The sequence below is a fragment of the Blastococcus sp. SYSU D00922 genome (assembly GCF_054050495.1).
The window spans coordinates 1-24946 of record NZ_JBJGZL010000009.1; the positions used below are offsets into that span (position 1 = coordinate 1).

At 74.2% G+C, this 24946-nt stretch carries 18 protein-coding genes; 9 read left to right on the plus strand and 9 right to left on the minus strand.

The window, feature by feature from the left end; translation table 11 throughout:
* Nucleotides 1-102 precede the first annotated feature (102 nt).
* Nucleotides 103-882, minus strand: a complete 780-nt coding sequence (locus ACI78T_RS13885) for a hypothetical protein (RefSeq protein ID WP_456558695.1) — start codon at nt 880-882, stop codon at nt 103-105.
* Nucleotides 879-1808, minus strand: a complete 930-nt coding sequence (locus tag ACI78T_RS13890; RefSeq protein ID WP_456558696.1) for an ABC transporter ATP-binding protein — start codon at nt 1806-1808, stop codon at nt 879-881. The genes ACI78T_RS13885 and ACI78T_RS13890 overlap by 4 nt, the downstream gene beginning before the upstream one ends.
* Nucleotides 1809-1970: 162 nt before the next feature.
* Here ACI78T_RS13890 and ACI78T_RS13895 point away from each other — a divergent pair, with 162 nt between their 5' ends.
* Nucleotides 1971-3251 carry a sensor domain-containing protein gene (locus ACI78T_RS13895; RefSeq protein ID WP_456558697.1) on the plus strand — a complete coding sequence of 427 codons (1281 nt, stop codon included), beginning with the start codon at nt 1971-1973 and terminating at the stop codon, nt 3249-3251.
* Nucleotides 3248-3895 carry a response regulator gene (locus ACI78T_RS13900; RefSeq protein ID WP_456558698.1) on the plus strand — a complete coding sequence of 216 codons (648 nt, stop codon included), beginning with the start codon at nt 3248-3250 and terminating at the stop codon, nt 3893-3895. Before ACI78T_RS13895 ends, ACI78T_RS13900 begins: the two co-directional genes overlap by 4 nt.
* On the opposite strand, the gene ACI78T_RS13905 is transcribed toward ACI78T_RS13900, so the two are convergent.
* Nucleotides 3892-7104, minus strand: a complete 3213-nt coding sequence (locus ACI78T_RS13905; protein ID WP_456558699.1) for a BTAD domain-containing putative transcriptional regulator — start codon at nt 7102-7104, stop codon at nt 3892-3894. The genes ACI78T_RS13900 and ACI78T_RS13905 overlap by 4 nt on opposite strands.
* 66 nt (nt 7105-7170) lie before the next feature.
* On the opposite strand from ACI78T_RS13905, the gene ACI78T_RS13910 reads away from it, so the two are divergent.
* The gene (locus tag ACI78T_RS13910; protein WP_456558700.1) at nt 7171-7854 is read left to right on the plus strand and encodes a maleylpyruvate isomerase family mycothiol-dependent enzyme; all 684 of its coding nucleotides are present in this window, start codon (nt 7171-7173) and stop codon (nt 7852-7854) included.
* Nucleotides 7855-7935: 81 nt separating this feature from the next.
* Here ACI78T_RS13910 and ilvA read toward each other — a convergent pair whose 3' ends face one another.
* Complete coding sequence (gene ilvA, locus ACI78T_RS13915) at nt 7936-9186, minus strand: threonine ammonia-lyase IlvA (RefSeq protein ID WP_456558701.1); 1251 nt, start codon at nt 9184-9186, stop codon at nt 7936-7938.
* A gap of 104 nt (nt 9187-9290) precedes the next feature.
* Between ilvA and ACI78T_RS13920 the strand changes: the two genes are divergently transcribed.
* Together ACI78T_RS13920 and ACI78T_RS13925 are read left to right on the plus strand one after the other, a co-directional pair.
* Complete coding sequence (locus tag ACI78T_RS13920) at nt 9291-10181, plus strand: bile acid:sodium symporter family protein (protein ID WP_456558702.1); 891 nt, start codon at nt 9291-9293, stop codon at nt 10179-10181.
* 73 nt (nt 10182-10254) lie between these two features.
* Nucleotides 10255-10794: a hypothetical protein gene (locus ACI78T_RS13925; protein WP_456558703.1), complete on the plus strand. Its 540-nt coding sequence runs from the start codon at nt 10255-10257 to the stop codon at nt 10792-10794.
* A 1-nt stretch (nt 10795) separates the two neighbouring features.
* Here the strand turns inward: ACI78T_RS13925 and ACI78T_RS13930 are convergent, their stop codons facing one another.
* Nucleotides 10796-11194 carry an ATP-binding protein gene (locus ACI78T_RS13930; protein ID WP_456558704.1) on the minus strand — a complete coding sequence of 133 codons (399 nt, stop codon included), beginning with the start codon at nt 11192-11194 and terminating at the stop codon, nt 10796-10798.
* A 104-nt stretch (nt 11195-11298) separates the two neighbouring features.
* On the opposite strand from ACI78T_RS13930, the gene ACI78T_RS13935 reads away from it, so the two are divergent.
* The 4 genes from ACI78T_RS13935 (at nt 11299) to ACI78T_RS13950 (ending at nt 15906) form a co-directional block, all read left to right on the plus strand.
* Nucleotides 11299-11658: an STAS domain-containing protein gene (locus ACI78T_RS13935; RefSeq protein ID WP_456558705.1), complete on the plus strand. Its 360-nt coding sequence runs from the start codon at nt 11299-11301 to the stop codon at nt 11656-11658.
* 10 nt (nt 11659-11668) lie between these two features.
* Nucleotides 11669-13864: a SpoIIE family protein phosphatase gene (locus ACI78T_RS13940; RefSeq protein ID WP_456558706.1), complete on the plus strand. Its 2196-nt coding sequence runs from the start codon at nt 11669-11671 to the stop codon at nt 13862-13864.
* A gap of 128 nt (nt 13865-13992) precedes the next feature.
* Nucleotides 13993-15072, plus strand: coding sequence for a DUF3048 domain-containing protein (locus ACI78T_RS13945; RefSeq protein WP_456558707.1), 1080 nt, complete (start codon nt 13993-13995; stop codon nt 15070-15072).
* Between the two features lie 72 nt (nt 15073-15144).
* Nucleotides 15145-15906: a globin domain-containing protein gene (locus tag ACI78T_RS13950; protein ID WP_456558708.1), complete on the plus strand. Its 762-nt coding sequence runs from the start codon at nt 15145-15147 to the stop codon at nt 15904-15906.
* 42 nt (nt 15907-15948) lie between these two features.
* Here the strand turns inward: ACI78T_RS13950 and ACI78T_RS13955 are convergent, their stop codons facing one another.
* The 4 genes from ACI78T_RS13955 to ACI78T_RS13970 all read right to left on the minus strand — a co-directional run bounded on the left by ACI78T_RS13955 (nt 15949) and on the right by ACI78T_RS13970 (nt 24813).
* Nucleotides 15949-17112 (minus strand): RtcB family protein, encoded by a 1164-nt coding sequence (locus ACI78T_RS13955; protein ID WP_456558709.1) that lies wholly within the window; start codon nt 17110-17112, stop codon nt 15949-15951.
* A gap of 109 nt (nt 17113-17221) precedes the next feature.
* Complete coding sequence (locus tag ACI78T_RS13960) at nt 17222-18076, minus strand: hypothetical protein (RefSeq protein WP_456558710.1); 855 nt, start codon at nt 18074-18076, stop codon at nt 17222-17224.
* On the minus strand, nt 18066-18755 hold the full coding sequence (locus ACI78T_RS13965; protein WP_456558711.1) for a hypothetical protein: 690 nt from the start codon (nt 18753-18755) through the stop codon (nt 18066-18068). The genes ACI78T_RS13960 and ACI78T_RS13965 overlap by 11 nt, the downstream gene beginning before the upstream one ends.
* A 175-nt stretch (nt 18756-18930) precedes the next feature.
* A complete protein-coding gene (locus ACI78T_RS13970; RefSeq protein WP_456558712.1) occupies nt 18931-24813 on the minus strand; it encodes a DUF4011 domain-containing protein in 5883 nt (1960 codons plus the stop codon).
* Nucleotides 24814-24946: the final 133 nt, after the last annotated feature.

Below are 24946 nucleotides of genomic sequence, written 5' to 3' on the forward strand. Positions count from 1 at the left end.
GGCGCGGGCCCCCCCCCCCGCGCGCCCGCCGCCGCGCCGCGCGGCCCGCCCCCCCCCCCCCCCCCCCCCCCCCCCCCCCCCCCCCCCCCCCCCCCCCACCGGCTATCCGGCGTCCCGGCGGAGCAGCGACCAGCCGCCCACCGCGAGCGCGGCTCCGGACCAGCCGACCAGCAGCGTCGTCGCCTGGCCGGCGCTCATCTCCGGCTCGCCGAGCAGCGTCCAGATCGCCGCCGAGCCCGGCAGGAGCTCACCAAGGTCGGCCATCCACTGCACCCCGAACGCCGGCAGCATCGCGGGCAGCACGAGCTGCAGCAGGAACACCGCCGCCAGCGCACCGGCCGTGCTGCGCAGGAACAGCCCCAGCCCCACGGCCAGCGCCCCACCGGCCAGCAGGACAGCGGCGACGCCGCCCACGCTGTCCACGAGGTCGCCGGCCGAGAAGGTCAGCGACGGCGCGAGCAGGGCGGCGACGACGTCGGCGGTCACGGCGAGCAGCACGCCGACGACGGTCGCCACCACCACCGGGACGGCGACCCGCGCGGCCAGCAGCACCCCGCGGCGCGGCGTCCACTGCAGCGTCGGGCCGATCGCCCCGCTGGCGTACTCCTGCGTCACCGCGAGCAGCACGAGGACGAGCAGCGCGAACTGCCCGATCATCACGCCGTACTCCCCGGCGAGGGTCGCCGACGCCACGGACCCCGACGCCTCCGCCATCTCCGCCTCGTCGAGGGCGGTGAGCACCCCGATGCCGAGCACCGCGACCGCGGCGGCCAGCAGGCACCACCACGTCGTCCGGACCGTGCGTAGCCGCAGCCACTCGGCGGACGCCGCGCGCGTGAACACCGGGACCGTGCCCGGCTCCTGGACGGCGATCGCGGTCATGACCGCACCAGCTCCTTCTCGCCCGAGACCTTGTACTGGACGCTGTCGCCAGTCAGGTCGAGGTAGACCTGCTCGAGCGAGGTGTGCTCCTCGGCGAGGCGGTGCACCGCCGCGCCCACCTCGAGGGCGACGTCGCCGACCGTCTCGGCCGACGCGCCCTCGACCAGCAGGTCGCCGTCGTCGGTGGGGTGCACCCGCAGCTTCCGGCGCAGCAGCGCGCCGGCGAGGTCGTCGACGGACGGCGTCCGCACCCGGACCTTCCGGGCGGCGCCGGTACCGGCGAGCACCTCGGCGATCGGCGCGTCGGCGATCAGCCGGCCGCGGCCGATGATCACCAGGTGGTCGGCGGTCTGCTCCATCTCGCTCATGAGGTGGCTCGACAGCAGCACCGTCCGGCCCTCGTCGGCCAGCTCGCGCACCAGCCGCCGGATCCAGCGGACGCCGTCCAGGTCGAGCCCGTTCATCGGCTCGTCGAACAGCAGGACGGCGGGGTCGCCGAGCAGCGCGGTCGCGATGCCGAGCCGCTGCCGCATGCCCAGCGAGTAGCCCTTCACCCGGCGCCGCGCGGCCGGGCCGAGGCCGACCTGGTCGATCACCTCGTCGACCCGCCGCACCGGGAGGCCGTGCGTGCGGGCGGCCACCCGCAGGTGGTCGCGGCCGCTGCGCCCGGGATGCACGGCCTGCGCGTCGAGCAGCGCTCCCGCCGCCCGCAGCGGCTCGCCGAGCGACGCGAACGGCCGCCCGGCCACCAGCGCGCGGCCCGCCGTCGGCCGGTCGAGGCCCAGGATCATGCGCATCGTGGTGGACTTGCCGGCGCCGTTCGGACCGAGGAAGCCGGTCACCTTGCCGGGCGCCACGTCGAAGGTCAGGTCGTCGACGGCGCGCACCGCGCCGTACTGCTTCGTCAGCCCGCGGACCTCGATCATGCGAGCCGCCGGCGGAGGGATGGAGTCATGGCACGGAGCCTGTCGGGGGAGCGGACCCCCGCGGATCACCCCGCAGCGCCCACTTCGGTCCCCCGCGTGGGGGAGGGCAGGAGTGCCCGCACGGGGGAACCGCCCGCCCCGTCAGTCGGTCAGGATCGGTTCGTGCCCTTTCCGACGTTCCCGCACTCCGGGCCCGAGCTCGCCGCCCGAGCGCGGGAGCTGCTCGTCGCCGCCCGCCCCGGCTGGCCCGGCCGCGCCATCTACGCGCTGGCCAGCGTGCCGGTCGGTGTGCTGAGCCTGGCCCTCTACTTCGCCCTGTTCGGCTCGGTGTTCGCCGTCATCTACGGCATCGGGCTGCTGCTGATCCTGCTCGTGCTCGCGGTCATCCGCGGCTTCGCCGGGGTGGAGCGCCAGCTGGCCGGCATCCTGCTCGGCGTCGACATCCCCGTCGGCGAGCGCGTCCGGCACCAGCCGGGCGTCATCCGCAGGGTGCGGCGGCTCGTGCAGTCGTCCGGTACCTGGCGGGCGGTGGGCTGGCTCGGCGCGCGGGTGCTCATGGGAGCGGCGACGCTGACCACCCTGTTCTTCGGCGGCATGGGGTTCGCCTACCTCGGCTGGGGCGCCGACTGGAACGCGCTCACCGCGCTCCCGCTGCTGGCGCTCATGGCCAGCGACGTCGTCCTGACCCTGGTGGTGCTCGAGCTGCTGGTGCGGCTGGCGGCGGCCGTGGCGCCCCGCCTGCTCGGCGCCTCGCCCGAGCAGCAGATCGCCGCGCTGCAGCACAGCGGCCGCCGGCTGGCCGACCGCAACCGGCTGGCCCGCGACCTGCACGACACCATCGGCCACGCGCTGACCGCCAGCCTCCTGCAGGCCACCGCCGCCCGCCGCACCCTCACCCCGCCCGAGGGCAGGCCGCTGCAGCCGGACTTCGCCCGCCAGGCGCTCGAGCACATCGAGACCAACACCCGCACCGCCCTCGCCGAGCTCGACCGGGTGCTCACCGTGCTGCGAGCCGAGGACGACGGCCGTGACCCCGCCCCGTTCGCGGCCCCCTCGCTCGCCGACCTAGAGGAGCTGCTCTCCGGTCTCCGGGACGGCGGCCTGCCGGTGGCCCTGGTCGTCGACGGCGACGTCGACGACGTGCCCGCGGGAGTGCAGGAGCTCGCCTACCGGGTGGTCCAGGAGGGGACGACGAACGTGCTGCGGCACGCCGGCACCCCGCTGACCGTCGCGCAGGTGGTGCGCAGCGGGGACACCCTGGTCGTCCGCGTGTGCAACGAGCGGGCGTCCTCGCTGGAGAGCCGTCCCGGCCCGGGCGGCGGTCGGGGTCTGGCCGGCCTGCGCGAGCGGGCGGCCGCCGCCGGCGGCACGCTGAGCGCCGAGCCGACGCCGTCGGGCGGGTTCGAGCTGTGCGCGACCCTCCCGCTGGCGGGCGCCGCGTGACGCTGCGGCTGCTGCTGGTCGACGACGACGTACTCGTGCGCTCCGGCCTGCGGGTGATCCTGGAGAGCGAGCCCGACCTGACCGTGGTCGGCGACGCCGGCACCGGGCGCGAGGCGGTGAAAGTGGCCGCGGACACCGACCCGGACGTCGTCCTGATGGACGTGCGCATGCCCGACATGGACGGCATCGCGGCCACCCGCGAGCTGGTCGCCCGCAACCCGGAGCGGCCGCAAGTGCTGGTGCTCACCACCTTCGAGGACGACGACTACCTGTTCCGCTCGCTGCAGGCCGGCGCCAGCGGCTTCGCGCTGAAGCGCTCGGACCCCGACGAGCTGGTCGACGCGATCCGGGTCGTCGCGCGCGGGACGTCGCTGGTGCTGCCCGATCTGACCCGCCGGCTGATCGCCGCGCACGCGCCGTCCCGCGCACGGGGTCACGCCGCCCTGCCGGTGCTGACCGGGCGCGAGGCCGACGTGCTGCGGCTGGTCGCCGGCGGGCTGTCCAACGCCGAGATCGCCACCGAGCTGTTCCTCAGCCGCGAGACAGTGAAGACGCACGTCAGCAGCGTGCTGCTCAAGCTCGGAGCGCGGGACCGGACTCAGGCGGTCATCGCCGCCTACGAGAGCGGCTTCATGACGGCCTAGAGGCCGAGGGCGGCGAGCTGCTCCGCGAGGTGCTTCCGCGTCTCCGCCGCGCCCGCCCGGTGAAGCTCGGCTGCCTCGGTGTCGCCGGTCAGCTCCGCCACCTCGGCGAGCGCGTCGTCGACCGGGCCGAGCACGAGGGTGCCGGAGTCCAATCCGGCGATCCGGCCGGCCCACGGCAGCAGCTCCTCGCGGGCGGCGACGGCGGTGTCGATGTCGCCCAGCCGGACGGCGGCGTGCGCCCGCAGGGTGGTGGTCACCAGCCAGTAGTAGTCGCGGGCGATGGGACGGCGGTTCGCCCACACGCGGCGGGCGTCGTCCTCCCGCCCGGCGTCGAGGAAGGTCAGCGCGACGGCGTCACCGAGCGCCCCGGGCATGACGCTGTCCAGCCACTCGAAGTCGGCCACGCTCGGGGTCAGGTCGCCGCGGGCGAACCCGGCGACGAACCGGCCGATCATCGCCATGAGCCCGCCGTTGGTCTGCCCGGTCTCGACCAGCCGCTGGGCGATCTGCTCGTAGCGGGCGAGCCCCTCGTCGACCCGGCCGGCCAGCACCAGCAGCGCCCCTGAGTGGATGCCCAGGGCGCCCAGCACGTGCCCGAGCTGGCCGCTGCCGGACAGCGCCAGCGCCTGATCGCCCTGCCGCCGCGACTCGACGAGGTCGGTGCGCGCGGACGCGGCGAGGAACAGCAGCCAGTGCGCGACCGCCTGGTGGTCGGTGGCGCCAGCGGCGGTCGCGACCGCGCACAGCTCGTCGGCGAGCTCCTCCCGCTGATCCGCGAGGTCGGGCCCGAGCGCGGCGTAGGCGCGGGCGTTGAGCGCGGCGCACAGCAGCCGCCGGTCGTCGGTGCGTCGGGCCAGCCGGAGCGCCTCGGACGACGCCCGCTCGCTGCGTGCGTCGTCCACGCCCTCCACCTCGCGGAACAGCGCGACGAACAGGCGGGCGCGAACGTCGTCGGGCAGACCTTCGCCCGCGGGCGTCTCCAGCAGCTCGACCAGCGGGTCGAGCAGCTCGGGGTCCTGGGCGCCGTCGTCGCGGACGGTCCACACCAGCGGGGCATCCCACTCGGCCAGCGCCGCGACATGCAGGTCCCGCCGGCCCAGCCGGGCGGCGGCCCGCACGGCCAGGCGCTGCTGCTCCCGGGCGACGACGGCGTTGCCGCTGCGGGCGTGCGCGGAGATCGACGGCAGGAGCAGCGCGAGCAACGCCTCGTCACCGCCGGACCGCGGCCCGGCCATGTCGTGCAGCCGCAGTGCGGTGGACCACTGGCGGGCGGCGTCGGCGTGGGCGCCCAGCTGCTCGGCCTCACGTGCCGCGGCGATCACGTACGGGACGGCGTCGGCGGCGGTGGCCGGACTGGCGGCGGCCACCGCGTGGTGGGCGAGCGCGGTCGCGTCGGCACCCCGCTCGCGCAGCGCCTGCAGCGCGGCCGAGTGCACCCGGGCTCGGCGCATGAGCGGCAGATCCTCGTAGAGGGTGTCGCGCACCAGTGCGTGGCTGAACCGCACCTGACCGGGCGCCGGCTCGTCGAGCAGCCCGGCCAGCACCGCGGTCTCCAGGGCGTCGAGCAGCTCGTCGGCGTCCCGCCCGGCGACGGCGGCCAGCAGGTCGACGTCCACGTCGCGGCCGAGGACCGCCGCCTGCCGGAGCGTGGTGACCGCGGGCGCGGGGAGCCGCTCGACGCGGCGCCGGAGCACCTCGCGCACGCCGGCCGGCACCGTCGTCCGCCCGGCCGCGGTGCCCTCGGAGACGATCAGCCGGGTCAGCTCGCGGACGAACAGCGGGTTGCCGCCGGTGCGCTCGCGCAGCAGCGCGACGACGTCGTCGGTCGGGTCGAGCCCGGAGTCGCGGGCGATGAGCGCGACCCCGGCGTCGTCGAGCCCGGTGAGCGAGAGGTGTGCGGCGCTGGCGGTGGTGAGCGCGGCGCGGGTGGCGGCAAGGGCGTCGCTGTCCTCGGTCGGGCGGAAGGTGGCGAGCAGCAGCACCGGGGCGCCGGACAGCTCGCCGACCACCTGGCGGAGCAGTTGGAGGGTGAGCCCGTCGGCACGGTGGACGTCGTCGAGGACGACGAGCAGCGGGTGTTCCTGCGCCCGCTCCGACAGCCGCTCGGCGGCGGCGCGGGCCAGCCAGAAGGCGCTCTCGGCCTCGGGCAGCTCGCCGAGCACCTCGTGCCACGGCCACGCCGGAGGAGCGCCCTCCACCTCGGGGCAGCGGCCCCAGGCGACGTCCCAGCCCTGCTGGCGGAGCGCCGTCGCGGTGGCGTCGACGAGCGTGGTCTTGCCCGCGCCGGCCTCGCCGTCGATCCAGACGACCCGGACGCCGGAACCTGACGCGATGGCCAGCAGCTGGTCGAGCTCGGCGGTGCGGCCGACCTCGGCGGGCGGTGCGGCCGCCGGGGGAGCGGCGGGTGCCGGGGCCGGGGCCGCTGCCGCATCGAGGGACGGGTCGTGGTCGAGCAGCGCGGCCTCGAGCTCGCGCAGCTCGCGGCTCGGGTCGACGCCCAGCTCGTCGGCCAGCCAGGCGCGCGCCCGGCGGAGCGCGGCGAGCGCGTCGCCCTGCCGCCCGCTCCGGTACAGCGCGAGGGCGAGCAGGCGGACGGCCCGCTCCCGGCCCGGGTGGTCGTGCAGCAGCCGCTCCAGCTCCGGGACGGCGGCGTCCGGCCGCCCGAGCTCGAGGTCAGTCTCCGCGCGGCTCTCGCGGGCCACCAGACGCAGCTCGTCGAGGCGCGCGACCTCCGGAGCGGCCCACGAGGTGTCGGCGACCTCCGCGTAGGCCGGTCCCGCCCAGCAGGCGAGCGCCTCGTCGAGCAGCTCGCGCCGCCCGGCCGGGTCGGTGGCGGCCTGGGCCTTGGTGAGGAGATCCTCGAACCGCCACGCGTCCACCGCCTCGCGCGGCAGCTCGAGCGCGTAGCCGGGCGGTCGGCTGACGAGCACCGACGCCGCCGAGCGGGTGCGGCGCTCGGGCTCCAGCGCCCGCCGCAGGTGCGACACGTGCACCTGCAACGAGGCCAGCGCCTTGGGTGGCGGCTCGCCCTCCCACAGGTCGTCGATGACCCGGTCGGTCGAGACGACGTGCCCGCCCGCCACCGCGAGCCGGGCGAGCACCGAGCGCTGCCGCGGCCCGCCGAGCTGGGTGGGGACGCCGCCGACCGTCACCTGCAGTGGCCCGAGCACCGACACCCGGACGGCGGGGGAGTCGGGGTCGGGGGCCATGGCGGGCAAGAACCTAGCTCAGGAACGTGTCGATGGGGTCTCGATTCCGGGCGCTAGGTTCGCCCGGTGACCGAGCAGCAGAGGCAGTGGTGGATCGACGGCGAGCGGGCCGTGGCCCGCATCGTCGAGCAGCTCAGCGACGAGGACCTGCGCGCCGACTCGGCGCTGCCCGGGTGGTCGCGGGCGCACGTCGTCGCGCACCTCGCCCGGAACGCCGACGCGCTGGTCAACCTGCTCACCTGGGCGCAGACCGGCGTCGAGACGCCGATGTACCCGTCCCGCGAGGCGCGCGACGCCGCCATCGAGCAGACCGCGGCCCTGCCGGCCGACGAGCTGCGCGGCTACTTCGCGGCGGCCGCCCGCCGGCTGGCGCAGGAGGCCGACGGGATGCCGGACGAGGCGTGGGACGTCGAGGTCCGCAACGGCCAGGGTGCGACGGTGCCGGCCGCGCTGGTCCCGTGGATGCGCGCCAAGGAGGTCTGGGTGCACGGCACCGACCTCCGCGCTGACCTCGCCTTCCCCGACCTCCCCTCCGGCTACTGCGCCGCCCTCGTCGACGACGTGCTCGGGCTGTTCACCAGCCGCGGCCAGGCGCCGGAGGTGACGATCCGCGCCACCGACGTCGACCGGACGTGGGGGAGCGGCGAGACGCTGATCGAGGGCCCGGTGTCAGCGATCGCCGCCTGGCTGACCCGCGGCGAGCGCGCGGGCCTCAGCGGCGACGTCCCGCCCCCGCCCGTCTGGGTCTAGGCCGAGAAGGCAGTTGCGGTCCTCGACACGCGGGGACACGCCGGCGCGGGCGACCACAACTGCACTCTCGACGCGCCGACCTCAGACGAGGAACCGGTAGGCCGTCGTCCCCGGGGCGACGTGCTGGATGCGCAGCGGGCTCGCCTCGATGCGCGCGAGCAGCCCGCCCAGCCCGTCGGCCGACCCGAGCTCGATGCCGGTGAGCGCCGCTCCCGTCTCGCGGTTGTCCCGCTTCACGTACTCGAACAGCACGATGTCGTCGTCCGGGCCGAGCACCTCGTCGAGGAACCGGCGCAGCGCCCCGGGCTCCTGCGGGAACTCGACCAGGAAGTAGTGCTTGAGCCCGCGGTGCACCAGCGAGCGCTCGACCACCTCGGCGTACCGGCTGACGTCGTTGTTGCCGCCCGACAGCAGGCAGACCACCGTCTGGCCCGGCTCGACGGTCACCAGCCCGCCGCTCAGCGCGGCCGTCGCCAGCGCGCCCGCGGGCTCGGCGATGATCCCGTCGGTCTGGTACAGCTCGAGCATCTCGGTGCAGATCTGCCCCTCCGGGACGGCGAGCAGCTCGGCACCCGAGTCGCGAACCAGCGGGAACGTCACCGCCCCCGCCCGGCGGACCGCCGCGCCGTCGACGAAGGTGTCGATCTCCGGCAGGTCCACCGGCTCCCCGGCGGCCAGCGCCGCCGCCATGCTGGCCGCACCCGCCGGCTCGACCCCGACCAGCCGCGTCGACGGGGCCACCGCGCGCAGCCAGGTCCCGCACCCGGCCATCAGGCCGCCCCCGCCGACGGGCAGGACGACGACCTCCGGCGCCGTCCCCAGCTGCTCGAGGACCTCCGCGGCGACGGTCGCCTGGCCGGTCACCGTGGAGAGCGCGTCGAACGCCGGCACCAGCGTCGCGCCGGTCATCCGCGCCGAGGCGTCCGCGGCGGCCGCCGCCTCGTCGTAGGAGTCGCCGGTGACCACGAGCTCCACCATGTCGCCGCCCAGCGAGGCGATCCGCTCCCGCTTCTGCCGCGGTGTCGTCCCCGGCACGAACACCCGGCCGCGCACCTGCAGCGCCCGGCACGCGTAGGCGACGCCCTGCCCGTGGTTGCCCGCGCTCGCGCACACGACGCCGGCCGCGCGGTCGGCCGCGGAGAGCCGGCTGATCGTGTTGTAGGCGCCGCGGATCTTGTACGAGCGGCCGACCTGCAGGTCCTCCCGCTTGAGCCACACGTCGGCGCCGGTCAGCGCGGACAGCCGGGCGTTGCGCTGCAGCGGCGTCCGCTCGGCCACCCCGGCCAACCGGCGGCCGGCGTCCTCGACGTCGGCGGGGAAGGAGGCGCTCACGCGAGCCATCCAAGACGACGGCGGACGACGTCGCCGCGCCGCCCCGCCACTCCGCCGGGTGGACCTGCTCGCGATGTGACCCGGGTCCCACCAGGATGCACCCCATGGACTCCGCGCTGACCAGCGTCGCCCTGCCGCTCGCCCTCGCCGTCGTCATGTTCGGCCTCGGGCTGGCGCTGACCGTCGGCGACTTCGCCCGCATCGGCCGGCAGCCCAAGGCGGTGGTCATCGCGCTGGTGCTGCAGCTCGTCGTCCTGCCCGCCCTGTGCTTCGGCCTGGTGCTGCTGTTCGACCTCGAGCCGCTGCTCGCCGTCGGCCTGCTGCTGCTCGCGGCCTCGCCCGGCGGGACGACGGCGAACCTGTTCAGCCACCTGTTCCGCGGCGACGTCGCGCTGAACATCAGCCTGACCGCGGTCAACTCGCTGCTCGCCGTCGTGACGCTGCCGCTGGTCACCAACCTGGCGATCGACTGGTTCGACCCGCCGGCCGCCGGCGAGCTCGGCCTGCAGTTCGGCAAGACCGTGCAGGTGTTCGCCGTCGTGCTGATCCCCGTGGCCATCGGCATGTTCGTGCGGGCCCGGTCCGCTGCCTTCGCCGACCGCATGGACAAGCCGGTGCGCATCGCGTCCGCCGTCGTCCTGGCCCTGGTGATCGTCGGCACGATGGTGGCCGAGCGGGACAACGTCATCGACTACGTGCGCGCCGTCGGCCTGCCCGCCGTCGTCTTCTGCGTGCTCAGCCTGACCCTCGGCTTCCTCGTGCCGCGGGCCCTCGGCGTCACCCACCGCCAGGCCATCGCCAGCGCGTTCGAGATCGGCGTGCACAACAGCACGCTGGCCATCGCGGTGGCGGTCAGCGTGCTCGGCAGCGTCGGGCTCGCCGTCCCGGCGGCGGTCTACGGCGTGCTGATGTTCCCGATCGCGGCCCTCTTCGGCTGGGCGATCACCCGCTCCGCCCGCCGTCTGGAGGACGAGCCGGCCGACGTCGTCTCCTGAGGACGCGAACCGCCCCACGGAGGGGGCTCCGGCTCTACCGTCGGACCCCCGGTCGCGAGGCGGTGAGCGAGCCATGGCCCGAGCCCTGGTCGTCTACGAGTCGGTGTTCGGCGACGCGAAGGCGATCGCCATGGCGATCGCCGAAGGCCTGGCGAGCCGCCTCCCGGTGGACGTCGCCTCGGCCCGCGACGCACCGATCCAGGTGTCCGGCGACGTCCGGATGCTCGTCGTGGGCGGGCCCAACCACGCCTTCGGCATGCCGCGTCAGGCCACCCGCGAGGGCGCGGTCAGGGACCAGGGCGCCGACATCCCCGACACGCACTACGGACTGCACGAGTGGCTCGACCGCGTGCAGCTGCCGCGCGTCATCAACGCGGCCGCCTTCGACACGCGGATGGACCACCCGAAGCTGATCACCAAGCTCGACCACGCCGCGAAATCGGAGGAGAAGCTGCTCCGCGGGCTCGGCGCCACCCTCGCGGCGCCGGCCGAGCACTTCTTCGTCGTCGACACCAAGGGGCCGCTCGCCGACGGCGAGGAGGACCGGGCCCGCCGCTGGGGGCAGGCGCTCGGCGAGCTGGTCGCCGCCCGCCCGGCCAACGCCAGCGGCTAGGTCAGGTCGGCAGCAGGCGCAGCCGCGGGGAGGTGACCAGCTGCTTCTCCAGGTGGACGCCGTGCCGGCCGTCCTCGGTGTGCGCGAAGTCGAGCCGGTCGACCAGCGCCTGCATGAGGACCAGCCCGCGTCCGCCGTCGAGCGGGGAGCCGGGCCGCGTCGCGGCGGCCGCCTCCACGTCGAAGCCCTCGCCGTGGTCGAGCACCGTGATCCGGCAGACGTGGTAGTCGATGGTGACGTCGACCTGGTACTCCTCGTGCTCGCCGGCGTGCTGGACGACGTTGGCGCACGCCTCGGACAGCGCGAGCAGGATCTCGTCGATCCCCGAGGCCACGACACCGAGGTACTGCAGGGCCTGCCGGACCAGTCCGCGTACCAGCGGGACGCTCTGCGCGTCCACCGGAAGACGGACGCTGAACGCGACGTTCACCGGCGGCTCACCTCCTTCACCTCGTTGCCCGTACCCTCATCGGAGCAGTCAGTCGCTGACGAGGGAGCCGTTTCGTGCTGTTCGACGTGGAGCGGACGACCCTCGCGGGGCGTCCGGCGCTCACGGTACGGGGTGAGCTGGACCTCGCGACGGCCCCCGAGCTCGGCGCCGCCGTCGACGCGCAGCTCGCCGGTGCGCCGTCCTCGCTCGTCGTCGACCTGACCGACACCTACTTCATGGATTCCTCCGGCGCCCGGCAGCTGGTCCGCATCGCACGGGTCGCCGCCGCGCAGGGGGTCGCCCTGCACGTGGTCGTGCCGCACGAGAACGGACCGGTGCGGCTGACCATCGACCTGCTCGAGCTCGGGGCCGTGGTCCCACTCGTGGAGTCGGTGGCCCAGATCGGGTTCGGCGACCGGGACGCCCGCACGTGACGTCGCGCCGGTGACCACCACCGAACCGGTCGGCGTCAGCGAGGAGGCGCTGCTGCGCTGCGCCGACGAGCCCATCGCGATCCCGGGCGCGATCCAGCCGCACGGCGTCCTGCTGGCGGTGACCGAGCCCGACCTGGCCGTCGTCGTCTCGTCCGCGAACGCCGCCGAGCTGTTCGGCAGGCCGGTGGCCGGCGCCTCCCTCGACGAGCTGCTGGGTCCGGACGACGCCGCCCGCCTGCGGGACGCTCTGGCCGGCGACCTCGCGGAGGCCAACCCGCTCCGCGTGCTCGACGACGTCGACCTCGTGCTGCACCGCGCCGACGGCCTGCTGGTCACCGAGTGGGAGCCGGTCGCCGGCGCCGAGCAGGCCGGCGTCGCCTGGCACCGCCGCCTGCCCACCGTGCTGCAGCGGCTCTCCGCGACGGGAACCCTGGACGAGCTCACCGACGTCCTCGCGCGCGACGTCCGCGCGCTCACCGGATTCGACCGGGTGATGGTCTACCGCTTCGACGCGGAGTGGAACGGCGAGGTCATCGCCGAGGCCCGCCGCGACGACCTCGAGCCCTTCCTCGGCCTGCGCTACCCGGCCAGCGACATCCCGCCCCAGGCCCGCGCGCTCTACGCCACCAACTGGATGCGGCTCATCCCCGACGCCGGCTACCAGCGCGTCCCCCTGGAGCCGCCGGCGGTCGACGGCCGTCCGCTCGACCTGTCCGGCGCGATGCTGCGGAGCGTCTCCCCGGTGCACCTGGAGTACCTGGCCAACATGGGCGTCGTCTCGTCGATGTCGATCTCGCTGATCGACGACGGCGAGCTGTGGGGCCTCATCGCGTGCCACCACTACGCCGGCCCGCACCGCCCGTCCTACGCCGACCGCGTCGCCGCCGAGTTCCTCGGTCGCACCGCCTCGCTGCTGCTGCCCACGAAGGTCGCGGCGGGGGAGCAGTCCGGCGTCGTCGAGGTGGCGCACCGGCAGGCCCAGCTCGCGGCTGTCGTCGGCCGGACCCCGCGGGAGCTGGCCGCCGCCCTGTCCGACGGCGACGTGACGGCGCTGGACCTCGTGCCCGCTGCCGGGGCCGCCGTCCGCGTCGACGGCCAGCTGCGGCTGCTCGGGACGACGCCGCCCGCCGACCGCGTCGAGCCCCTCGTGCGCGCGCTGCTCGCGGCGGGGGCGCCGGTGACCGATGCGGTCAGCCGGGTCCTGCCCGAGGCCGCCGACCTCGCGGACGTCGCCAGCGGCGTGCTCGCCGTCGAGGTGCCGGGTGGGCGTGACGACTTCCTCGCGTGGTTCCGGCCCGAGACGATCCGCGAGGTCACCTGGGGCGGCAACCCGTACACGTCGAAGACGGCGCAGACCGACGCCGGGCCCCGGCTGAGCCCGCGCCGGTCGTTCGACGCCTGGAGCGAGACGGTGCGCGAGACCGCGCAGCCGTGGCGGCCGCACGAGGTCGAGGCCGCGCGCACGCTCGCCGCCGACCTCACCGACGCGGCGCTGAGCCGGGCCGCGGAGGACAACCGGCTGGTCACCGCGCTGCAGCGCACGTTGCTGCTCGAGGAGCTGCCGAAGGTCGCCGGGTTCGACCTGGCCGCCCGCTACCTGCCCAGCGCGCAGGACGTCGTCGGCGGTGACTGGTACGACCTCGTGCCGCTGCCCGGCGGGCGGATCTCGATCGTGCTCGGGGACGTCGCCGGCCACGGGCTGGCCGCCGCCGCGATCACCGCCCAGCTCCGGCACGCCCTGCGCGCTCACCTGCTGCGGGCGTCCGGGCCGGGCGTCGCGCTGGACGGGCTGAACCAGGTGATCGCCGCGCTGCTGCCGGGGGAGATGGCGACGGCCGTGGTCGTCGATCTCGACCCGGCGACCGGCGAGGTCGTCGTCGCCAACGCCGGGCACCTCCCGGTGCTGCACGCCACCGCCACCGGCGCCGACTACCTGACCGCGGCCCGCGGTCCGGCGCTCGGCCTGCTCGACGCCGCGGGATACCGCGAGACGCGGCTGCACCTGGCGGCCGACGACCGGCTGCTGCTGTTCAGCGACGGCCTCGTGGAACGCGGCCGGGAGGGCATGGCCGCGGGCCTGGAGCGGCTGCGTTCGGCCGCCGCCGCCGCGCCTGCCGACCCGCAGGAGCTGCTGGACTCGGTGCTGACCGACCTGGACCCGCCGGCCACCGACGACGTCACCCTGCTCGGCATCGCGCGAACCTGACCGTTCCGGGCCGGATCGGAGCACCATCTCGCTGCGGCAGCGGTACCTCTCGGTCGCCGGACCGCCGATGACGTCATCGGCTGGGGCGCCGACCGGGACCTCCGCCGCTCGGCGGAGGGAGGTGCCCCGTGGACGGCTCTGCCCGGAAGACGCGCGCGCGTTCCCGCGGACGTCGGCGCGCGGCCCAGGTGCTCGTGGTCGCCCTGCTGGTGGGTGTCGTGGTCGCTTGCGGCGCGAAGCCGGTGGCCGAGCCCGCGGCCGCCCCGACGACCACGACCCCACCGCCACCTCCGCCCCCGCCGCCGGTCTACTGGCCGCTGACCGGCGTGGAGAGTGGTCCGGTGCCCGCTCGCCCGGCCCTGGCATTGAAGATCGAGAACTCGGTGGACTCCCGCCCGCAGACCGGTCTGAACTCCGCGGACATGGTGTGGGAAGAGGTCGTGGAGGGCGGGATCACCCGCTTCGTCGCCGTCTACCACTCGACCATCCCCGGGCAGATCGGGCCGGTGCGGTCGGTCCGGCCGATGGACGCCGCGATCGTCGCCCCGCTGCACGGCCTGCTGGCGTTCTCCGGCGGGCAGCGTCCCTTCGTGGACGCGATCGCCGCCGCCGGGGTGCAGGTCATCAGCCAGGACGCCGGCGCCGCGGGGTTCTACCGGCTCAACACCCGCTACGCGCCCCACAACGTCTACGCCGACCCGAACGTCTTCCTCGGCCAGGCCGACCCCGCGCACATGGCCCCGCCCGCCCCGCAGTTCACCTTCGCGACGCCGGAGCAGCGGCCGACGGCGACCGCGACCGGTGTCCCGACCGGCGTGGTGAACCTGAAGCTGTCCGGGGCGAGCCGTCCGTCGTGGACGTGGAGCGCGCCGGCCGCCGCCTGGCTGCGCGCCGAGGGCAGCACGCCGGCCACCGAGTCCGACGGCACGCCGCTGCGGGCGGCCAACGTCGTCGTGCTGCGGGTGCAGGTAGTCAACACCCGCTTCACCGACCCGGCGGGCAACCCGGTGCCCGAGACCCAGATGGTCGGGTCAGGGGAGGCGCTCGTCGCCAGCGGCGGCGCGACGGTCGGGGCCAGCTGGTCGAAGGCGTCGATCGACGCCCCCGTCGTCCTCACCGACGCGGCCGGCCAGCCGATCCTGCTCGCCCCCGGCACCACGTGGGTCGAGCTGGTCCCCACGGTAACCGGCTCGGTCACCGTCGGCTGAGCGAAGTGCCTGGACCCGCCGGTCCGGCTGTGCGAGCGTGTCGCCCGCGCGTCCGACGGACCAGGGGGCCCGATGATCGTCGAGTACATCCGCTACCGGATCGACGAGGAGCGCCGTGAGGTGTTCGTCGCCGACTACGCCCGGGCCGCCGAGGTGCTCGCGCGAGCGCCGCAGTGCGTCGACTACGAGCTCAGCCGCAGCGCGGACGAGCCGGCATGCCACGTGCTGCGCATCCGGTGGACGTCGGCGCAGGACCACCTGCAGGGCTTCCGCGGTGGCGAGCTCTTCCCCGAGTTCCTCGCGGCGATCCGCCCGTACGTCGGCGACATCGAGGAGATGCGGCACTACGAGGTCACGCCGGTGGTCGGTGCCGGCGGTTCGGTGCCGTCGCTGTACGACTGGGCCGGCGGGCTGCCCGCCCTCGAGCGGCTGACCCGGCTGTTCTACGAACGCGTGCACGCCGACGACCTGATCGGCCCGCTGTTCGCGCACATGGACGCCGACCACCCGCGGCACGTGGCTCTGTGGCTGGCCGAGGTGTTCGGCGGACCGGATCGGTACACCCGCGAACGGGGTGGCTACCCGGCGATGTTGGCCCACCACCTGGGGAAGGGCATCACCGAGGCGCAGCGCCGGAGGTGGGTGTCGCTGCTGATGGATGCCGCCGACGCCGCGGAGCTGCCCGACGACCCGGAGTTCCGCGCCGCCTTCGTGAGCTACATCGAGTGGGGCACGCGGCTTGCCGTCGCGAACTCCCGGCCCGGCGCGGCCGTCGTGCCCTCCGCGCCGGTCCCGCGCTGGGGCTGGGGCGTCGCCCCGCCGTGGCAGGGCTGAGCCCGCGCGGGCCGGCGTTCCTGCGGAACGCCGGCCCGGCGGTCAGTCGCCCTTGACGTTGACGATCTGGCGCAGCGTGTGCCGCACCTCCACCAGGTCGGCGGCGTCGGCCATGACCTGGTCGATCGGCTTGTACGCGTCGGGGTGCTCGTCGAGGAACGCGTCCGAGTGCCCCCACGCGATTCCGGTCATCCGGGCGTCCAGGTCCGCCCGGCTGAACAGCCGTCGTGCCGCCGACCGCGAGTGGTTCCGGCCCGCGCCGTGCGGCGAGGACATCAGCGACGGCACGTTCCCCTTGCCGACGACGACGTAGGACGCCGCGCCCATCGACCCGGGGATCAGGCCGAGCTGGCCCTCCCGTGCCGAGATCGCGCCCTTCCGCGACAGCCACACCTCACGCCCGAAGTGCGTCTCGCGCTCGGTGTAGTTGTGGTGGCAGTTCACCGTCTCGGTGCGCTCGACCTCGGTCCCGAGGAACCGGCCCAGCTGGTCGACGCAGCGGTCCATCATCTCCTCGCGGTTGAGGTAGGCGAACCGCTGCGCCCAGCGGAGCGCCTCGATGTAGGCGTCGAACTCCGGCTCGCCCTCGACCAGGTAGGCCAGGTCGCGGTCGGGCAGCTCGACGAACCGCTTGCGGCATTGCTCCTGCGCGACCTTGATGTGCTTCTGCGCCAGGCGGTTGCCCACGCCCCGCGAGCCCGAGTGCAGGAACAGCCACACCCGGTCGACCTCGTCCAGCGACACCTCGATGAAGTGGTTGCCCGACCCCAGGGAACCCAGCTGCTGCGGCCAGTGCGCCGCGGCCGCGTCGGCCTGCTCGGCTCCGGGCATCGCGCGCAGCTCGGCGATCCGCGGCTCGGCGCTCGCCCGGATCTTCTGGTTCCGGTTGCCGGCCGACAGCGGGATCGACCGCGAGATCTGCGCGTGCAGCACGTCGAGGTCGCGGCCGGCCATGTCGTCGGCCGTGAACTGCGTGCGGACGGCGATCATCCCGCAGCCGATGTCGACCCCCACGGCGGCGGGGATGATCGCGCCGTCGGTCGGGATGACCGAGCCGACGGTCGCGCCCTTGCCCAGGTGGGCGTCGGGCATCAGCGCCAGGTGCGGGCGGATGAACGGCATCGACGCGGTGCGCTCGGCCTGCTCCCGGGTGGTGTCCTCCAGGATCGATGCCCAGTTCAGCAGGCGTCCGTTGATCTTCTCCATCGTCCTTTCTCTCGCTCGAATGCGGTCAGGGGTGCTGCGCAGCCGGTGCAGTCAACACGTGCCTCCGGAACCGCGCAGCTCCTTTGCCCAGGCGGGAACGGCGGATCGCTCAGGCCAGGTCTCCTGAGGGGTCCAGGAAGGGAGCCAGGTCTTCTCGGTGCTGCGCCACGAAATCGTGCAGTGTCTGTCCTTCGCGCCAGAGGAACTCGAAGTGGCTCCTGAGCTGGTCGAAGTAGGAGGGCCCGGCGCGACCGTGCGTCGGGCTCAGCTGAAGCGCAAAGAACACGTTCTCGAGTCGATCCCCTACGGCCCCCAGGTGGTAAGGGTCGTAGATCATCTCGTGGTCCGAGTAGAAGACCGAGCAGTACACCTCGGTCGTGAGACGCACCTCGAAATTCGAGTAGCGCTGCGTGAGACGGATGACGTTGGCGAGGTCCAGTTTAGGGTCCAGGAGCGTGCGGACACCGTTCAGGCGGTTGCGCAGCTTCTTGGAGTCGGAGAACGGATCGGTGAGCAGCAGACGAAACGTGGCGCCGGAGTCCAGCCTGCGTTTTACGTTCGGCCAGTGCCGGTGCGTCGCCGGATCCACGTAGGAGGCTCCGGTGCTCCCCGACAGGGCGAACGAAGTCCCTCTGTCCACGATCTGTCGACAAATGTCATTGCGCTCGTTCACCTGATCGACGTCCTGCATGTCGAACCAGCGCACCACACCGCACGCCGTCAGCCGTCGTACGAGCTCGGTCTGGCGGCGCTCGAGTTCCTGCAGCGTGCGGATGCCCGGGCCGGATTCAGCGACGCGCAGCACCGCGAACAGGGATGCGCACACCACTGCCACCACCCCGAACCACCACCACAACCCGTTCTCCGAGAGTGCGGCGAGCGCGACGGTGCTGCCGGCGAATAGGACGATCTCCAGCGCGACCTTCGTCTTCTGAATGCGGGACGCCAAGCCGCTAGACGCCATGTTCGATCACTTCGTCGAGCGCTTCCCGGACGAGGGCGGGCGAGCCGGCGGTCGGAACCACTTCGTGCTGTGGTCGACGACCGGTGCGGAAGACTCGAGAGATTGATTTGGATCGGGGCCATTCCACAACAAGTGTCATCGCTGGGAAGGGTGGCACAGGTGCGGAGCGGTGAAGTGTGTCGGCGTCCATCCAGTACGTTTCACCGCTCGCGTAGTGGCGTACGGCGCTTGGTACTAGGCCGCCCTTTCCAACCGGGGTCAGGCGATGAACACCTCCCACGAGTTCGTCCCGAAGCTCGACGTGCGGGGTCGCGGTCGAGGACTCCTCGACGGTGAAGACCTCGTCGCTCAGATTCCCGACCAGTACGCGAGAGGCGAAGGGGCCGCAATGGTCGTGGATGTCGTTGAACTCGCCGCCGGGGGCTGCACGCCAGATATGGAGCCGGAGGGCCCATGCGCCTGGCGAGTGCAACAATCGGACCTTGGTGAAGCCGTTCGGGTGTCTGTAAGACGCCGCCGCCTGCTCGGCAGCGAGCCCCTCGTCGACAGCGCTACGCCGCCGGAGGTCCTCGAACAGTGCGCGAGCGTCCCAGGACCCCAGCTTCCGGCGAACCTCGTCCGAGGCTGCCTGGGTTGCGACGAGTCGATCGATGTCATGTGCAACAAGATCGGCTGACACGCCGGTCCTTCCGTCATCCGTGCTTGGCCAGGCGCGTGGTGTTGCGGCCCGACCGTGGTAGCAGTCCGACCATGCTGGCACGGCTAGGAGTCCGCGACTGGGAGCAGTGACCAAACACCGGCGGATGCCGCCATGGTCTCTCCCCAGTCAGCGCCGGGCGGGCCGCGACAGCGCGTCAGACGGTGAGGAGGCCCGACGGCTGCTCGGTGAGCTTGCCGCGGTGCAGGGCCAGCTTCAGCGCCGCCTCGAGCGCAGGCGTGATGGCCGGCGTGCGCCGCTTGTAGCCGAAGATCGCCGCCGTCTGCGTCAGCAGCTCGTCGGCCATCATCCCGGCGCTCGCCCGGCACAGCGCCACCATCGCGTTGCCGATCTCCTCCGGCGCGACGTGGTCGATCGGCCGGTCGGTGCTCGACGTCTGCCGGCGGAAGCCCTCGTAGGTGTCCGGCGTGACGCCCTCGGGCCACAGGTAGTCGCCCACCACCGCGGACGGCGGCAGCAGCGACAGCAGCGTGTTCTTCCGCCCCTCCGACGCCCGGTTCAGCCCGAACGCGTTCACGGTCAGCTTCGCCAGCCGGTCGACGTGGATCGGCCCCTCGGCCTTCACCCCGGCCGTCATCACGCGGCGCACCGGGCGGGCGGCCTTCGACGCCGGCAGCTCGTCGAGCACCGTCTTCTCACCGGCCGGCTTGGGCAGCCACGGCACGAACGGCGTCTCGCCGTCCATCGCCGCCGGGGCCGACGGCTTGCGAGGGGCAGCCGCCTTGGCCGGCTTCGGCGCGGCCGGGACGGCGACCGACGCGGTCACCGACGAGCGCAGCGCGGCCACGCCCTTGAACGACTCCTGGGCCGCCGTCGGCAGCTGGATCGGCTCGGCCACCGGCTCCGACGGGATCGCGTCGACCGCCTCCACCAGCCGCTCGAGCACCGCGTCGCGCGAGGCCAGCCACGACGGCAGCCACACCCGCTCGACCACCGGCCAGCGCAGCATGTCGCCGAGCACCTCGACCGGCAGGCCGTCCCGGTCGCCGACCGTGCCGCGGCGGGCCCACGCCGGGCCGTCCAGCAGCACGGCCATCAGCGGCGTCTCGGGGTCGGAGGCTCGCGCGACGGCGAGGTCGACCTTGAACTCCGACAGCCCGACGTCGGTGCGCACCACGAGCCCGCGCTCGCGCAGCGCCGCCGCGATCTCCTCCCGGTGCCGGTCGACGACGGCGGTCGAGCGCGCGTCGCGGGGGAGGACGTCGGTGCCCTGCGCCGCCATGTCGAGGTAGGCGCGCAGGTGCTTGATGCCGACCGACGACGTCTCCTCCGCCCGCAGCTGCTCCGGGTCGAACGACGAGAAGACGACGACCTGCCGCCGCGCACGGGTGACCGCGACGTTGAGCCGGCGCTCCCCACCCACCCGGTTCAGCGGGCCGAAGTTCAGCGGCAGCTCGCCCTTGGCGTTGGGGGAGAAGCCGGTGGAGAAGAAGACGACGTCGCGCTCGTCGCCCTGCACGTTCTCCAGGTTCTTCACGAACAGGCCCTCGCCGTCGGTGCGGTCCAGGGCCGCGGCCAGCCGCTCGTCGTCGGCGTCCCGGAGCAGCCCCTCGATGTAGGCGCGCTGCTGGGCGTTGAACGTCACGACGCCGATCGAGGGCACCGCGTCCACGCCGTCCCACTTGGGCACCGCGTCGAACCGCCGGCGGATCTCGGCGACGATCGCCTTGGCCTCGATCGGGTTGGTGCGCAGCAGCCGGCCGGCACCCGAGCGGTGGAAGGTGCCCGGCACCCGCACCAGCGCGACGCCGCGGCCGTCGGGCTCGGACGAGGGCCGCCCGTGCGTCGGCGCCGGGAACGACGACAGCCGGTTGCCGTAGTACTGGGCGTTGGAGAACGCGATCAGCGACTCGTCCTGGCTGCGGTAGTGCCATGACAGCCACTGCCGGGGAACCCGCGCCTGAACGCACTCGGAGAGGATCGACTCCTCGTCCTCGACCGCGGTCTCGGCCAGGTCGGCGGCGTCGTCGGACACCGACGACGGCTCCGCGAAGGACGTCGGCGGCATCTGCTTCGAGTCGCCGACCACCACGGCCGCGCGAGCCCGGCCCAGCGCACCGACCGCGTCGGCCACCCGGATCTGCGACGCCTCGTCGAAGACCACCAGGTCGAACTGGTTGGAGGCGGCCGGGAAGAAGCGGGCCACCGAGTCCGGCGACACCAGCACGCACGGCATGACCTGGGTGATCAGCTCGCCGTAGGTGGCAAGCAGCTGGCGGACACCGAGCCCGCGCCGCTGCTTGGCCAGCTCGCGCTGCAGCGCGCCGACCTGCCCCGATCCCGAGGCCGCGTCGAAGGGGCGGGCGGCCAGGACGCGGGCCGGGAGCGCCGTCGTCAGGTGGTCGCGCACCGACCGCGAGGCGCGGGTGAACCGGCGGATCGACTTCTCGTGCGCGCCCGCGTCGAACATGTCGAGCCCGGTCGCGTCGAGCCGCTCGGACACCGACGCCATCGCCAGCCCGCGGTCGAACGCGCGCACCGCGTCGTCGGCCTTGATCGCCCCGGTGAGCAGCAGCGCCCGGGCGTCGAACAGGCCGGCGAAGCGCAGCGGCTCGAGGGTGTCGAGGAAGGAGACCCAGCGGCGCAGCGACATGAGCACCGAGCCGTCACCGCCGCGCTCGGGGCGGGTCATCGACCAGCGCAGGACGAGGCCGTCCTCGCCGGCCCACCGGGCCAGCTGGTCGGAGCTGGTGCGGCACGCCGCGATCAGCTGCCGGACGGCGTCCCGCAGGTGCCCGACCGCCGTGGCCGCGGCCGGGCCGGCGGGGACGCCGGCGACGATCAGCTTGCGCAGCTGCACGTGGAAGAGCGACGAGCCGTCGACCGCCGCGCCCGCGGCGCGCAGCCAGTCGACCTGGCGGGCCAGCAGGTCGCCGTCGGTGAACGGGTTCCAGCCCTCGGGTACCGACAGCCCGGAGATCGACTCGGCGCGGGTCGCGATCGCCTGCACGGCGGTCTGCACCCGCCACAGGTTCTCGACGATCGCCGGGACGTCCTTCGGCCGCACCTTGGCGTCGGGGCGCAGGTAGGGCGCCAGGTGGTCGCGGACGGCGATCAGCTTGCGCCGCCGTCCCCACCAGGACGACGCCGCCGCGGTCTGCGCGGCCACGTAGATCTCGGCCAGCGGCAGCCGCAGCACCTCGGGCGTGCAGACGTCGAGGCCCGGGTGGCGGAACGCGGTGAAGGCGGCGATCTCGCCGAGCACGGCCGACGTCGCCGCCGTCCAGAACGCGCCGAACGTCTCGTCGAGGACGTCGAGGCCGACCGGCGGGCCGCTGAGGACGTGTACCAGCGCGTCCAGCTCCTCGGCCGTCGACGTCCGGCGCAGCACGCCGCCCAGCTCGGGCACGGCCTGGACCTCGCGGACGGCGGCGTCGACCGCGGCGGCCGCGGCCTGGGTGGCGGGGAGGTCGATCTCGGGGGAGTCGACGAACGCCCACGGGTGCCGGGGCGAGGGGCGGGTCAGGTCGGCGATGTCGGGCAGCAGCGCGAGCTCGACCCGCACCGAGCGCAGTACCTCCGCCGGCGCGTTGGCCGCGAAGGGCAGCGGCACCGGCAGCGGCTCGACGTCGGTGCCGGCCGCGAGCTCCGAGGTCCGGGCCGTGTACAACGACAGCCCGACGGCGTTCTGCTCGTGCAGCCGGTCGGCGTAGCGGGCCAGCAGGCGGCGGGCCGAGCGCAGCGACTCGCCGTCGGCGGCCAGGCCCTGCTCGTCGACGGAGACGGCGTGCTCCAGCGCCAGGCGGATCTGCGCCCGCACCATCGAGGCGCGCGAGCCCTTGTCGTGCAGGTCGAGGGCGAACATGCCCATGCCGACCGCGTCCAGCCGGCGGGCGACGACGTCCAGGGCGGCCCGCTTCTCGGCGACGAACAGCACCCGCTTGCCCTCGGCGACCGCGCGCGTCAGCAGGTTGGTGATGGTCTGCGACTTGCCCGTCCCGGGCGGGCCCTCCAGCACGAACGTGCGCCCTGCGGTGGCCTCGGCGATCGCCCGCAGCTGCGAGGCGTCCGCGGGCGCGGGGAGCTCGGCGGCGAGCTCGTCGAGGTCGACGTAGGGGCCGGTGTCGCGGGCCGGGTCCTCGAACGCCTCGGTCGGCTCGTGCACGAGGTGGTGCACCAGCGGGTTGTCGGTGAAGTCCGCCCAGTGCTCGTCGAGGTCCTTCCACAGCCGGAACTTCGCGAACTGCAGGATCGCGAGGTCGGCGGTCGACTCGACCCGGTAGGGCAGCCCGTGGCCGACGAGCGCCGACCGCATCGCCTCGAAGGCGGCGTCGAGGTCGAGCGTGCCGTCGACCGCCTCGGTGAGCGTCGGGACGGTCAGTCCGTGCAGCTGGCGCAGCTTCTCCAGCAGGCAGTAGTTCGGCGTGCTCGACCCGGACTCGTCGAGCGAGAGCCGGTAGGAGCCGGTGCGGCCCAGCGGCGCCAGCACGACGGGGATGAGCACCAGCGGCGAGCGCAGCGGCCGCCCGTCGAGCTCCCACACCAGGCTGCCCAGCGCCAGGTAGAGGTTGTTCGCGCCGGTCTCCTCGAGCACCGTCTTCGCCTTGTAGGCGAGGTTGCGCAGCTTGGGCAGGTAGCCGCCGCTGGTGACGTCGGCGTGCACCTCGCGCCGCTCGACCAGCAGCTCGGTCAGCTGGTCGGCCGGCAGCTCGCGGGCAGTCGTGATGCCGCGCTCGGCCTGGACGGCGGCCAACTGGTCGCCCGGCAGCAAGGTGATCGGCGTCCCGTCGTGGACGAAGTTCTCCAGGACGCCCAGCGCCGAGCCGGGGATGGTCAGCGCGAGGCCGGAGCGCTCGGTGTAGTTGATCAGCCGGTTGCGCAGGCTGAGGTCGAGCAGCGCGTTCTTCCACTGCTGCACCCGCGGCGGCGGCTCGGGCTTCGACGACGGCGCCGGGGCGGGCGGCGCGGGCTTGGCGGGCGCGCTGTGCAGCGCCGGCCGGTACTCGACGACCTGCAGGACGCCGTCCTCGTCGCGGGCCCGGGCCGGCAGCGGGAAGATGCCGTCCTTGCGCGCCCGGTGCACGTCGGTGACGCCGAGGACCCGGTCCAGCTCGCCGGACAGCCAGTCGCTGTAGGCGGGGGTGTGCAGGTCGGCGGCGAGCTCGCCGGTGCTGGTGAGCAGGATCGTCTCGACCAGGCCGATCAGCCCGAGGTCGACGAGGTTGACCAGCGGGGCGGCGTCGGTGGTCGCGGCCGACTCGGCCGACCGCTCCTCCCGCCAGTACCCGAGGAACGCGTGCCCGTCGGCCAGCCACAGCAGCGGCCGGACGCCGGCCTGCTCCAGGGCGGCGGCCATGAGGACGACGAGGTCCAGCGGGGTGCCCACGCGCCAGGTGAGGACGTCGCCCGGCGAGCGCACCTGCTGGCCGAGGTCGGACCAGCTCAGCGGCGGCTCGCTGTAGCGGATGCCGCGCCGCTGCAGCGCGGCGGCGATCGCGGCGACGATCTCGTCGACCCGCTCCGGCCCGTCGGCGTAGCCCTGGATCGACCCGCGCCCGGTCCGCTGCTCGAGGAGGTCCGCGGCCTCCGACACCACCGCGGTGACCGCGGGGTGGTTGGGCATGACGTGCGCGGCGAGCATCTCCAGCGCCAGGGGCAGGGGAGTGGCCAGCCACTGCTGGGCCGCGAGCACCTGGACGACGCGGCTGCTCTCGCCCAGGACCTCGCCGTCGGAGAGCACCTCGACGTCGATGACGCCGGGCCGCTGCTCCTCGACGTGCAGCATCGCCGCCGGGTCCATGACCAGGCCGAGGTCGGTGAGCACCGTCGTCCGGCCCTCGTCGAGGTCGGCGAGCAGTTCGACGGTCTGCGCGATCGGGCCCTCGGCGTCGCGGACCCCCAGCCGCACCGTGGCGGCGCGCACCGGGCCGCCGAGGTTGGTGATCGCCAGCCGCGACACCACCGGCACCCGGTTGTGCGCCAAGGCGTAGCTGAGGACGGGCGTCGACGTGATCTCGATGGAGACCGCCGCCCGCGGGGCGACGGCGTCGCCCACCTGGATGTCGGCAGTGCTCTCCATGTCACCTGTCTACCGGAGGGGAACGATCGGTCCTCCCATGCTCCCCGACGGATGGGACTCGTGTGACCCGTGGGCCGGTTCGTTGCCCCGGATCACAGACCCGGGCGCCGCGACCGGTGCGGTCCGGGCGAGA